Origin of the sequence: Xanthobacter nonsaccharivorans (assembly GCF_043194755.2) — a bacterium.
In the GTDB taxonomy this organism is placed as follows: Bacteria; Pseudomonadota; Alphaproteobacteria; order Rhizobiales; family Xanthobacteraceae; genus Xanthobacter; species Xanthobacter autotrophicus_G.
This window is the reverse complement of record NZ_CM195526.1, coordinates 639,208-650,860: the sequence shown is the minus strand read 5'-3', so window position 1 is coordinate 650,860 and position 11,653 is coordinate 639,208. Positions and strand designations below refer to the sequence as shown.

Here is an 11,653-nt window from a genome sequence, read left to right as displayed (position 1 = left end):
ACCGCCGGGGCGGCTGATTTGTGGATCACGTCAGGCGGCGCAGTTCTGTCACCGTTTCGGGGTTGACGAGGGCCGCGAGGTCGCCGGGCGAGGTGCCCGTCAGAACGGCGCGGATCACGCGCCGCATGACTTTCAGGTTGCGGGTGCGCGGCAGGTCCGACACGAACAGCACCCGCTGCGGCTTGAAGGGGGCGCCGAGGCCGCCCGTCACCGCCCGCGACAGCAGCTCCGCGAGCGCCGCGCCGGCCTCGACCCCCGCGGCGGGCACCACGGCGCACACCACGACCTCGCCCTTCACCGGGTCGGGCACGGCCACTGCGGCGGCGTCCTTCACCTTGCCGGTGGCGAGCAGCAGGGCCTCGATCTCCGCCGGCCCGGTGCGCTTGCCGGCTAGCTTGATGGTGTCGTCGGAACGGCCGTGGACGAACCAGAAGCCGTCCGCGTCGCGGGAAACCCAGTCGCCATGGGTCCAGACGCCGGGGAAGCTGCTCCAGTAGCCCTCCATGTAGCGCGCTTCGTCCCGCCATAGGCTCCGGGTGAGGCCTATGCACGCCTCGCGCATCACCAGTTCGCCCACCTCCCCCGCGGGGACGCTGGAGCCGTCCTCGGCGGCGATGTCGGCGCCGGTGCCGGGGATGGGGCCGTGGAAGCTGGTGGGCTTGATGGGGAAGAGCACGTTGGTGGCGAGGATGCCGCCGACCTCGGTGCCGCCCGCATTGTTCATGAGCGGGCCGCGCCCCTTCAGCACATACTCCATGATCCAGGCCCAGGAGGCGAGGTCCCACGGCTCGCCGGTGGAAGCCACGGCGCGCAGGCTGGAGAGGTCGTACTTCTCCGCCTCGGCGGCGCCATGGGCCTTCATGAGGCGGGCGATGGTGGGGCTGAGGCCGAGCATGGTGAGCCGGTGGTCCCGAACCATGCGCCACAGGCGGCCGGCCTCAGGATAATCCGGGCCGCCCTCGGCCAGCAGCAGCGTGGCGCCGGCCATGAGCGTGGCGACGATTTGGATCGGCCCGATGAGCCAGCCCATGTCGCTCATCCAGATCCAGCGGTCGGAGGGCTTCAGGTCGAAGGCGAGCAGGTAGTCCTCGCCGGTCTTCACGGTGAAGCCGCAATGGGTATGGACCGTGCCCTTGGGCTTGCCGGTGGTGCCCGAGGTGTGGATGACCATAACCGGGTGCTCGGCACCCACGATCACCGGCGCGAACGGCTCCCGCGCGGTCGCCACCTCGTCCCACCACAGGTCGCGGCCGGCCTGCATGGGCGCGGTCCGCGCGGTGGGCACCACCACCACGCGCCGCACGGCCGGAGCCTGCGCCAGCGCGGCGTCGAGGGTCGCCTTCATGGGGCTCGGGCGGCCGCGCCGCACCGTGCCCTCGGCGGTGATGACCGCCACCGCGCCCACGTCCGACAGCCGCGAGGCCAGCGCCGCCGCGCCGAAGCCCGAGAACAGCGGCAGCACCACGCCGCCCGCCCGCGCCACCGCGAGGAAGGCCACCACCGCCTCCGGGATCATGGGCATGAACAAGCCCACCACGTCGCCCGGCCGCACGCCCTTGCGCACGAGGCCGGCGGCCAGCGCATCCACCTGCCGCGCGAGGCCGGCATAGCTCACCTCGCGCACGGCGCCGTCCTCGGCCTCGAACACCAGCGCGGGATGGTCGCCGCGCCCGGCGGCGAGGTGGCGGTCGAGCAGCGTCGCCGTCGTGTTCATGCGCCCGCCGACGCACCAGCGGGCGTGGGCGATACCGGCCGAGAGGTCCCGCACGGCGGTGAACGGCGTCTCGAAGCGCACGTCGAGGAAGTCGATCATCCGACGCCAGAACCAATCGGGGTCCGACGCCGCGCGGGCCTCCAGGGCCGGGTAGTCCTCAAGGCCGGCGAAGGCGAGGAAGCGCGTCCAGTTGGCTTCGCGCCTCTGCGCTTCGGTGGGGTGCCAGCTGGCCCGGGCGATCAGGCCGGCGTCGGCGATGGGGTCGATCTGTTCCATGGATATGCTGTGTCCTCCAGGGCGCGCGGGCGCCCGTCGTCAATCGGGGTCGAACTCCGCCGCCCCGCCGTCGAGCACGAGGCGGCCGGTGTCCGCCAGCGCTCGGAAGGCGCCACGGCCCGGCGCCTCGCGCCACAGCTCGAAGCGCAGGGTCTGCCCCGGCAGCACGGGCGCGGTGAAGCGGGCGCGCAGCGCCTTCAGCCGGGCGGGGGCGTTGCCGCACAGCGCCGCCAGCACCGCGCGCCCCGCCATGCCGAAGGTGGAGAGGCCGTGCAAGATGGGCCGCTCGAAGCCCGCCTGTCGGGCCACCTCCGGGTCCACGTGCAACGGGTTGTCGTCGCCGGAGAGCCGGTAGATCAGCGCCGCCTGAGGCGAGGTGGGAAGGTCGAGCACGGCGTCGGGCATCCGGTCCGGCAGGGCGATGGCCGGACGGGGCGGCGGCGGGGGGCCGCCGAACCCACCCTCCCCCCGGCACAGCTCGGTCTGCCGGACGGTGGCGAGAAGCCTCCCCGTTCCCGCGTCGCGGATGTCGCGATGCGTCACCATCAGCGCGCCGCGCGGCACCCCGTCCACGACGCCCCGGTCGTAGACCTCCTCGATCCGAGTATGGCCCACCACCTCCCCGGCCGTGTCGAGCGGACGGTGCAGCACCAGCTCCTGGTCCAGGTGCAGCACCGTCTGCCAGTCCAGCCCGCTGTCCGGCGCGCGCAGCCAGAAGCCGGGATAGCCGAGCACCACGGCCATGGTCGGCAGCACCTTCAGGTCCTTCTCGTAGAGCCAAGCGAGGGCGCCCGCGTCTGCCGGGTCCATGCCGGCACCGACGCCCAGAGCGTAGAGGATGCAGTCCTTCGGGCCGTAGCGGTGCGCCTTCGGCGGGAACGGCCGGTTCCTGAGGGCGGAATAGTCGATGCTCATGCCGCTCGTCCTTGATGGAGCCTCATTTCACGGTCAGGCCGCCGTCCACCAGCATCGCCGCGCCGTGCATGAAGGCGGCGGCGTCGGAGGCGAGGAACAGGGCCGCCGCCGCGATGTCCTCCGGCTGGCCATATCGGCCGGCGGGAACGGACGTGACCGCCTTCACCAACTTCGAGGTGGGATCGGCGAGCACGTCGCGGGTCATGCCGGTCTCCACCATGCCGGGGCACAAGGCGTTGGCGCGGATGCCCTTGCGCCCGTAGTCGTATGCGATCTGGCGAGTGTAGCCGAGCACGGCGTGCTTGCTGGCCGTATAGGCCGGCCCGCCGCCGCCAGCGATGGTGGCGGACACCGAGGCGATGTTGACGATGACGCCCCCGCCCTGAGCCAGCATGCCCGGCAGCACGGCGTTGGTAAGGCGGAACACCGCCTTCACGTTCACCGCGAACACGCGGTCCCAGATCTCGTCCGTGGTCTCCAACGAGCGGATGTAGCCGTCGTGCAGGCCAGCGGTGTTGCCGAGGATGTCGATGCGCCCGAAGCGCGCGGTAGCGGCGGCCACCACGCGGGCGATGCCGGCGGCGTCCGTCAGGTCGGCGCCAAGGCCGAGGGCGATATCGCCATCCTCCGTGATGCCGGCGGCGACCGCCTCCACCCCGGCTGCGTCGCGGTCCACGGCCACCACGGCGGCGCCGGCGGCGGCGAACAGCCGGGCCTGCGCCCGGCCGATACCGGAGGCCGCGCCGGTGACGATGGCGACCTTTCCAGCGAGCACGCGCGCGGCGCGCGCATTTGCCATGTGCATGTCCATCCTCAGGCTGCTGTGTTGGGCGCGCGGTAGCGCACGGGCTCGGCCTCGATCTCGCCGGCCTTGGCCTGCTCGACCAGGGCCCGCTTCAAGATCTTGCCGCCGGCCGTCATGGGCAAAGCCTCCACCGCCATGAAGTATTCGGGCATATCGAACTTTGAGAGTCCTTCGGCCGCCAAGTGTTCCAGCAACTGTGTGCCATTCACAGTGCGGCCGGCCGTCGGAATTACCGCGAGGCAGACCTTCTCGCCGAGGCGTGCGTCCGGCATGGGGAAGGCGGCGGCCTTCGCCACGTCGGGGTGGCGCAGGACGAGGCTCTCGATCTCCACCGGATAGATGTTGTGGCCGCCGCGGATGATGATGTCCTTGGCGCGGCCGACGATGACGATGTTGCCGGCTTGGTCGGTGCGGGCGAGGTCACCGGACATGAGCCAACCATGCCGGTTGAAGGCGGCCTCAGTGGCATCCTGGTTGGCGAAGTAGCCGAGCATCAGCGCCGCGCCGCGCCCGCCGAGTTCGCCCACGTCGCCCGGCGTCGCCGGAGTGTCGTGGTCGTCGGCCCTGAAGACCTTCAGCTCGTAGCAGGGGTTGGCGCGACCGCAGCCTTGTCCCACGGTGCCCACCATGGTCTCGAAGCTGTCCGAGCGCAGAGTGGTGGTCTGGGTTCCACCTTCAGTCATGCCGTAGGTGTTCTGCGGAATGACACCGTAGTCGAGAAAGCGCCGCGCCACTTCGGGCGCGATAGAGGCCCCGGACATGTAGAACACCTCCACGGCTCCGAGCCGGTCGAGCCCGCGGGCCGTAGCCTCCTGCTGGATGTCGATGGCGTGGGTGGGCACGCCCATGACGTAGGTGGCGCCGGTCTCGATCAGCCGGTCGAGGGCGCTGGTGCCTTTGGGCAAGTCGTTGGTGACATACTCGCAGCCTGCCGCCAGGGCCTGCTCGACGCCGACGATGGCGAGGTGGTGGCTGAGCGGGCCGAGGCAATAGAGGATGGTCTGGGCGCCGTGGCCCCAATCCTCGACCATGGCGCGACCGTTGGCGAGCAGGGTGTTGTCCGAATGCATCAGGGCTTTCGGCTGGCCGGTCGTGCCCGAGGTGAAAGCGATATAGACCACCTTATCCGGGTCGGTGGCGACCGGCGGAGGGGCGACGCCGGACGCCGGCTGCGGAAAGGCGGCTGCGCCCTCGGGCAGAGGGGCCTCGGGGCGATCGAGGGGCTCGAGCGCATAGATGCGCCGCATAGCGCCGGACGCGGTGAGGCGCAGGAAGATGTCGTTTTGGGCGGCGTCCGCCCCGTAGCCGGGCTGGCCGGCGAACGCCCTCGCCCCGCAGCGCTCCAGCAGGATCGACACCTCGTTGACGGTATGGTTCTGGTGGAGCGAGAGGATGCCCACATAACCGTTGCGGGAGCAGGCGAGGAAGGTCACCAGGGTCTCCACCCGGCTGGGCAGCCAGATGGCCACCCGGTCGCCTTGGGCGAGACCGGCGGCGTGAAGGTCGGCGGCCACCGCGTCCACCCAGGTCTTGAGCTGTGCCCAGGTCAGGCGGTGCCGGCGATCCCGGAGCGCATAGGCGTCCGGCCGCTCGGCGGCATGGCGGGCCACGACCATGTAGAGCGTTTCCTCGCACCACAGGCCGCGGTCATAGAAGGCCCGCGCAGTGGTGGGATTGAGCAAGGTCAATAAAGGAGGGGTCACGAGTTTGCTCCGGCTGTCTTGTCGCGCCGCCGTCGTGGACGGCGGCGCCCTCTTGTCGGCGGCCGGTATCAGCCACCCTTCTTCATCAGCGGGCAGGCATCGTGCGTCGCAGCGGGCTTCGCGACATCTGCCGGAACGGTGGCGATCAGCTTGTAATAGTCCCAGGGCCCCTTGGACTCGGCCGGGGACTTCACCTCGAACAGATAGAAATCGCGGTTCACCCAGCCGTTGGGCAGCACCTTCACATTCTTGCTCATGAAGTCGTTGACCGGGATTTCATGGATCTTCGCGGCCACGACCGGGCCGTCCTTGGTCCCCGCTGCGTCCACCGCCTTCAGGTAATGGCGCACGGCGCTGTAGACGCCAGCCTGGTTCATGGTCGGCACCCGCCCGCCGCTGCGTTCGGCGAAGCGCTTGGACCAGGCGCGGGTCTCATCGTTCTGGTCCCAGTAGAAGCTCTCGGTGAGGCGGATACCCTTGGCCACCGGCAGCCCGAGGGAGTGCACGTCGGAGATGAAGGCGAGCAGGGCGGCGAGCTTCTGGCCCCCCGCCTGGATGCCGAACTCATTGGCCTGGCGGATGGTGGTGGTGAGGTCGGTGGCGGAATTGGCAAGGCCAACCACCTGGGCCTTGGATAACTGCGCCTGGAGCAGGAAGGCGGAGAAGTCGGAGGCGGACACGGGGTGGCGCACACCGCCGACCACCTTGCCGCCATTGTCGGTGATGACCTTGGTGGCGTCGCGCTCCAGCGCGTGGCCGAAGGCATAGTCCGAGGTGATGAAGAACCAGGTCTTGCCGCCATCCTTGGTGACAGCCGCCGCCGTGCCGTTGGCCACAGCTTCGGTATCGTAGGTCCAGTGGAAGCCGGTGGGTGAACACGCCTTGCCGGTGAGGTCGGAGGTCGCCGCGGTGGAGAAAAGGACGACCCTGTTTCTCTGACGGGCGATCTCCTGCACCGCCAGCGCCGCCGACGACAACGGGACATCCACGACGACATCCACACCCTCATTGTCATACCATCGGGTGGCCAGGGCGGAGGCCACGTCAGCTTTGCGTTGATGATCCGCCGAAATCAGCACGACCTTTCGGCCGGCGGCTGTGCCGCCCGCGTCTTCGACGGCCATCTGGGCGGCAAGCACCGAGCCGGCCCCCGAATTGTCGCTATCCGGGCCGGCCATATCAGTCAGCACCCCGATCTTCACGTCTTCGGCCGCGACGGCTGTATGAAGGCAGCCGACCAACAGGGCGGCTGCGCACGCAAGAATCCAGGTCTTCATGAGCTTCCTCTCGTCTTTCTTCAAACACGCTGCGCCCCTCAGGAGAGGGGCACGCCCGCCTTGATAGGCATCCCGAGCGTGAAGGGGATCAGTTGTTCCTGGACATCAGAGGACAAGCATCATCAGACCCTACGGGGTGGGCGACGTCGGCAGGAATCGTGGCGACCAATTTGTAGTAATCCCAAGGACTCTTGGACTCGCTGGGCTTCTTGACCTCGAACAGATAGAAGTCACGATTGATCCAGCCAGATGGCCAGATCTTTGCATTTTTGGTCATGAAGTCAGTTACTGGGATTTCGCGCATCTGTTTGGCGACGACCGGACCGTCTTTGCTGTCGACTGCGGCAACCGCCTTGAGATAATGAGTGGTGGCACTGTATATGCCCGCTTGGATCATGGTCGGCATGCGGCCGTTGTGACGCCTGGCAAAGCGTTCCGACCAGGCGCGCGTCTTCTCGTCGAGATCCCAGTAGAAGCTCTCGGTCAGGCGGATGCCTTGCGCTACCTGCAAACCAAGACTGCGCACGTCGGTGATGAAAACGAGAAGCGCTGCGACGACCTGCCCACCTCGCGCGATGCCGAATTCGCTAGCCTGCCGGATCGAGTTGGCCAGGTCGTTGGCTGAATTGGCGAGTCCGATCACCTGCGCTTTGGAGCCTTGCGCCTGCAGCAGGAAGGAGGAGAAGTCGCCAGTGGACACAGGATGGCGGACCTGACCGATGACCGTGCCGCCATTGGCGGTGATCACCGCCGTCGCGTCCCGCTCCAGCGCGTGTCCGAAGGCGTAATCGGACGTCACGAAGAACCAGCTCTTCCCGCCTTCGCGGGTTACAGCTGCGGCGGTGCCATTAGCGACGGCCTTCGTATCATAGACCCAATGGAAACCGGTGGGCGAACACGCCTTGCCTGTGAGATCGGAGGTTGCGGCGGTGGCGAAGATCGCGACCTTGCCGCGCTGCTTGCTGATTTCCTGGACCGCGAGCGCGGCGGAGGAAAAACCGACGTCGAGGATGAGATCTACCCCCTCGTTGTCATACCAGCGCGCCGCGAGAGACGCGGCGACGTCCGCTTTGCGCTGATGATCAGCAGAGGTCAGGATTATCTTGCGACCGGCGACGCTGCCGCCGAAATCTTCAATGGCCATCTGAGCAGCGAGAACGGATCCTGCTCCCGACATGTCGCTGTCCGGACCGGCCATATCGGACATAACGCCGATCTTGATCTCTTCCGCAGCCCGAGCTGCAGTTAACCCAGCACTCGCTAGCAGGGCCGCACAGACAATCGCCCATGTCCTCATGGCATTTACTCCCATGTGTTTTTGTTCCGGTGCTAATAGACATTTTGCAGCCGCAATGCACCTCTCGTGCCATCCAGTAAACGCATTGCTTTATATATATAATCTGATATTTTAGTAAGTATAAAAAGACACACAATCTGTGGATAGTGTCCTCCTTGAATACATGTGTTTACTGCCGCCCGAAGCGCGGCGCCTCCTTTGCCAGGAAGGCCCTCAGCCCTTCCTGCGCATCGGCGCTGCTGAAGGCCCTGTCGCTCAGGTCGAGCACGACCGGGATCGCCTCCTCGGTGGAGCGGTCGTAGGCAAGGTCGATGGCCTGCTTGCACAGCGCGATGGCGTGCCGGGAGCGGCCGTCCAGGCGGGCGACCAACTCCATCGCGCCGGCCAGCGCGCCTCCCGGCGGAGCCACGCGGTTCACGAGACCCCAGCCGAGGCCGGTCGCGGCATCGATGGGATCGGCGATGAGCATGAATTCGCGCGCCCGCCCCTCGCCGATCCGCCGCGTCACGCGCACCGTCCCGCCGCTGCCTGGGATCAGCCCGAGCTTGACCTCCGGCAGGCAGAGCCGGGCGCCCGCATCGGCGACAATCAGGTCACAGCAGCAGGCAAGCTCCAGCCCCCCGCCGAACGCGAGGCCGTTGACCGCCGCGATGGTCGGCAGGGGGAACCCGGCCACCTTCCCGAACGCAGTATTCTCCGGGCCGAGCTTGCCGGGCACGACCTTGCCCGGCGCCATCAGGGGCGGAAACTCGGACACGTCCGAACCGCAGCAGAACGCCTTCTCGCCCGCCCCCGTGACGACGAGGGCGCGCAGAGCTCCCGCCCGCGCCAGCTCCAGCGCCCGGTCCAGCACCGCGTCGAGGCGGCGCGTCAGGGCGAGGGTGACGAGGTTGAGCGGCGGGTTGTTCAGGGTCAGGACGCAAACTCCGTCCTGCACCTCCATCCGCACCAATCCTTCGCTCATGGCACCACCTTCGTTTCCGCGCCGGGCGCCAGCAGGATCTTGCCCCGCGCATCGCCGGCTGCGAGCACGGCGAGCGCCTCCGCGAAATGCGCGAGCGGATAGATGGCGCCGATCTCGGGCGCGAAGGCACCGGCGCGGATGAATTCGAAGATCCGCGCCTGGGCCTCTGCGCACGCTTCGGGCCAGCGGTCCCGATAATCGGAGCCTTGCAGGCCCAGCACCGCGATGTTGCGCACCAGCAGATAATTGGCGCGCGCCACGGGAATCTCACCTCCGGTGAAGCCAATGACCACCAGGCGCCCGCGCCAGGCCAACGCGCGCAGCGCCGGCTCGAACACCGCCCCGCCCACCGGATCGATGATGACATCGACGCCGCGTCCATCGGTCAATTCGTGCACACGGCCGCGCAGGCTATTCCGCAGATCGGGGGCGGCGAGGTCCACTACATGGTCGGCGCCGGCGCGCAGCACGAGGTCGGCCTTCGCCGTCGAGCGGGTGCCGCCGATCACACACCCCGCGCCGAGCACCTTGGCGAGCTGGATGGCGGCGATGCCGACGCCGCCCCCGGCGCCGAGGACGAGCACGCTCTCCCCGGGCTTCAACGCTGCGCGGTCGGTGAAGGCGAACCATGCGGTCTGGTAGGTGAGCACGCTGGCCGCCGCCGTTGTCGCGTCGATGCCGTCCGGCACCGGGTAGCACCAGGCGCGGGGTGCGCGCACCTGCGCGGCAAAGCCGCCGTGCTCCAGTTGCACGGCAACCCGCTGGCCGGGGACGAGATCCGCCACCGCGCTGCCTGTGGCGGCCACCCGCCCCGCCACGCCCTTACCCGGCACGAAGGGCAGCGACGGCTTCACTTGGTAGCGCCCCTCCATCATCAGGATGTCGGGGTAGTTGACCTCCGCCGCCTCGACATCCACCACCACCTCGTGCGCCCCGGGCGAAGGGGCCTGCACGTCTTCCATTCGGGCGTTCCCGAATGGGCCGAAGTCACGCACAAGCACTGCTTTCATGATGTCTCCGCCCGAATGAGGGTGCAGGCGCACCGGCCGTGGCGCCTACTTACCGACCAGGGGGCATCCGCCCTCGTCCAGGGGGCGGAAGGCCTCCTCCGCCGGGATCGTCGCGAGCAGCTTGTAGTAGTCCCAGTCCCCCTTCGACTCCTCGGGAGACTTCACTTGGAACAGGTACATGGGATGGATCTTGCGCCCGTCGGCCCGGATCCGGCCCTTGCCGAACAGGGGATCATCGGTCGGCATATCCTTCATGGTGCCGACGACGCGCGTCCCGTCCTTGGAGTCCCCGAGAGCCTCGACCGCCTTGAGATAATGCAGGACCGCGCTGTAGGTGCCGGCCTGGATCATAGTGGGCTTCGCGCCGCGCATCTGGGAGGCGAAGCGGGCGGCGAAGCTGCGGGTGTCGTCGTTCATGTCCCAGTAGAAGGGGGACGTCAGCACCGTGCCCTGGGCCGCCCTCAACCCCAGGGAATGGATGTCCACGATGTAGAGCAGCATGCCCGCCATGCGCTGGCCGCCCGCCACGAGGCCAAACTCGGCGGCCTGCTTGATAGCGTTGATGGTGTCCGCGCCCGAGTTGGCGAGGGCCACGATCTTGGCTTTGGAGGCCTGTGCCTGCAGCAGGAACGAAGCGAAGTCCGAGGTACCGATCGGCGCGCGCACCTTGCCGAGCACCTTGCCGCCGCTCTCCAGTACCACCTTCTCGGTGTCCCGCTCCAGCGAATGGCCGAAGGTGTAATCCGCGGTCAGGAAGAACCACGTGTCGCCGCCGGTCTTCACCAACGCCTTGCCGGTGCCGTTGGCGAAAGCCCAGGTATCGCTCGTCCAGTGGACGGTGTTGGGGGAGCAGGCCTTCCCTGTCAGGTCCGATGTCGCCGGGCCGGAGGCGAGGACGACCTTGTTCTTATCGCGGCTGATCTGGCTGACGGCCAGGGCCGCCGCCGAATTGACGAGGTCCGTGATGGCGTCGACACCTTCCGTATCGTACCATTTCAGCGCGGTGTTCGCGGCGATGTCCGCCTTGTTCTGGTGGTCGGCCGCGACGACCTCGATGGTCCATCCCTTCTTCGGCAGGCCTGAATCCTCGATCGCCAGGCGCGCGGCGACGACAGACCCCATTCCGCCGACGTCGGCATAGGGCCCCGATAAGTCACTGAGGACACCAATCTTCACTGTTCGTGCGGTCGAGTTTTGCGCCATTGCCTGAGGGGCATGAAAACAGGCCAATGCACCGACGAGAAACAAGAACTTCTTCACTCGCATGGCGTTTCCTCCCGCGATGTCCACTCAGTTGTGCTTTTGGTGCATTCCCCTGTGAGGGGCGAGCGGTATGACTGGCCACCAGCAAGCGCCGTGCCATGGGGTAAAATTGTTTATTTGCAACGTCTCCTCTGAGAGGAGGGTATTAAGCGACATGCCATGGCTGTCGGCGTGACGGTCAGCAGTTGTCTGTGCGAGGGACACCCAATCGGCGCCATCTCAGCGGAGGTGATACTTCAAGGTGCGAGGTCAAGGAGCCACGCGCGCCAAGGATTGCCAGCAGCTGATGGCCTGCGGAAGGCCACTCACTTTTTGGAAATGGTGTCTTCGGTGACTACACAAAAAATCTCCATGTCGAAAAAAATATAATTAAAACAATATTTTATATAGTGGCCCAAATATTGCGTGAGCGACCTCATCAATCACCGG

At 67.4% G+C, this 11,653-nt stretch carries 9 protein-coding genes; all 9 read right to left on the bottom strand.

The genetic code is table 11. The features are described 5' to 3' along the window. Positions 1-25: 25 nt before the first annotated feature. The 9 genes from V5F59_RS02940 to V5F59_RS02900 all read right to left on the bottom strand — a co-directional run bounded on the left by V5F59_RS02940 (position 26) and on the right by V5F59_RS02900 (position 11,227). The gene (locus tag V5F59_RS02940; protein WP_393983191.1) at positions 26-1,990 is read right to left on the bottom strand and encodes an AMP-binding protein; all 1,965 of its coding nucleotides are present in this window, start codon (positions 1,988-1,990) and stop codon (positions 26-28) included. 39 nt (positions 1,991-2,029) lie between these two features. After that, entirely contained in the window at positions 2,030-2,905 is an 876-nt protein-coding gene (locus V5F59_RS02935) for a MaoC family dehydratase (protein ID WP_393983190.1), read from the bottom strand. 22 nt (positions 2,906-2,927) lie between these two features. Continuing rightward, a complete protein-coding gene (locus V5F59_RS02930; protein ID WP_393983189.1) occupies positions 2,928-3,704 on the bottom strand; it encodes a glucose 1-dehydrogenase in 777 nt (258 codons plus the stop codon). Between the two features lie 14 nt (positions 3,705-3,718). After that, positions 3,719-5,413 (bottom strand): class I adenylate-forming enzyme family protein, encoded by a 1,695-nt coding sequence (locus tag V5F59_RS02925; RefSeq protein WP_393983188.1) that lies wholly within the window; start codon positions 5,411-5,413, stop codon positions 3,719-3,721. 68 nt (positions 5,414-5,481) lie between these two features. After that, positions 5,482-6,690 (bottom strand): ABC transporter substrate-binding protein, encoded by a 1,209-nt coding sequence (locus V5F59_RS02920; RefSeq protein WP_393983187.1) that lies wholly within the window; start codon positions 6,688-6,690, stop codon positions 5,482-5,484. A gap of 88 nt (positions 6,691-6,778) precedes the next feature. Next, positions 6,779-7,987: an ABC transporter substrate-binding protein gene (locus V5F59_RS02915; RefSeq protein ID WP_393983186.1), complete on the bottom strand. Its 1,209-nt coding sequence runs from the start codon at positions 7,985-7,987 to the stop codon at positions 6,779-6,781. A gap of 169 nt (positions 7,988-8,156) precedes the next feature. Beyond that, positions 8,157-8,951, bottom strand: a complete 795-nt coding sequence (locus V5F59_RS02910; RefSeq protein WP_393983185.1) for an enoyl-CoA hydratase/isomerase family protein — start codon at positions 8,949-8,951, stop codon at positions 8,157-8,159. Continuing rightward, a complete protein-coding gene (locus tag V5F59_RS02905; protein ID WP_393983184.1) occupies positions 8,948-9,913 on the bottom strand; it encodes an NADPH:quinone oxidoreductase family protein in 966 nt (321 codons plus the stop codon). The genes V5F59_RS02910 and V5F59_RS02905 overlap by 4 nt, the downstream gene beginning before the upstream one ends. 93 nt (positions 9,914-10,006) lie before the next feature. Then, on the bottom strand, positions 10,007-11,227 hold the full coding sequence (locus V5F59_RS02900) for an ABC transporter substrate-binding protein (protein WP_393983183.1): 1,221 nt from the start codon (positions 11,225-11,227) through the stop codon (positions 10,007-10,009). Positions 11,228-11,653: the final 426 nt, after the last annotated feature.

Coding starts and splice junctions, on each gene's coding strand:
- V5F59_RS02940 (WP_393983191.1), bottom strand. CDS start 1,990: ATGGAACAGATCGACCCCATCGCCGACGCCGGCCTGATCGCCCGGGCC.
- V5F59_RS02935 (WP_393983190.1), bottom strand. CDS start 2,905: ATGAGCATCGACTATTCCGCCCTCAGGAACCGGCCGTTCCCGCCGAAG.
- V5F59_RS02930 (WP_393983189.1), bottom strand. CDS start 3,704: ATGGCAAATGCGCGCGCCGCGCGCGTGCTCGCTGGAAAGGTCGCCATC.
- V5F59_RS02920 (WP_393983187.1), bottom strand. CDS start 6,690: ATGAAGACCTGGATTCTTGCGTGCGCAGCCGCCCTGTTGGTCGGCTGC.
- V5F59_RS02915 (WP_393983186.1), bottom strand. CDS start 7,987: ATGAGGACATGGGCGATTGTCTGTGCGGCCCTGCTAGCGAGTGCTGGG.
- V5F59_RS02910 (WP_393983185.1), bottom strand. CDS start 8,951: ATGAGCGAAGGATTGGTGCGGATGGAGGTGCAGGACGGAGTTTGCGTC.
- V5F59_RS02905 (WP_393983184.1), bottom strand. CDS start 9,913: ATGGAAGACGTGCAGGCCCCTTCGCCCGGGGCGCACGAGGTGGTGGTG.
- V5F59_RS02900 (WP_393983183.1), bottom strand. CDS start 11,227: ATGCGAGTGAAGAAGTTCTTGTTTCTCGTCGGTGCATTGGCCTGTTTT.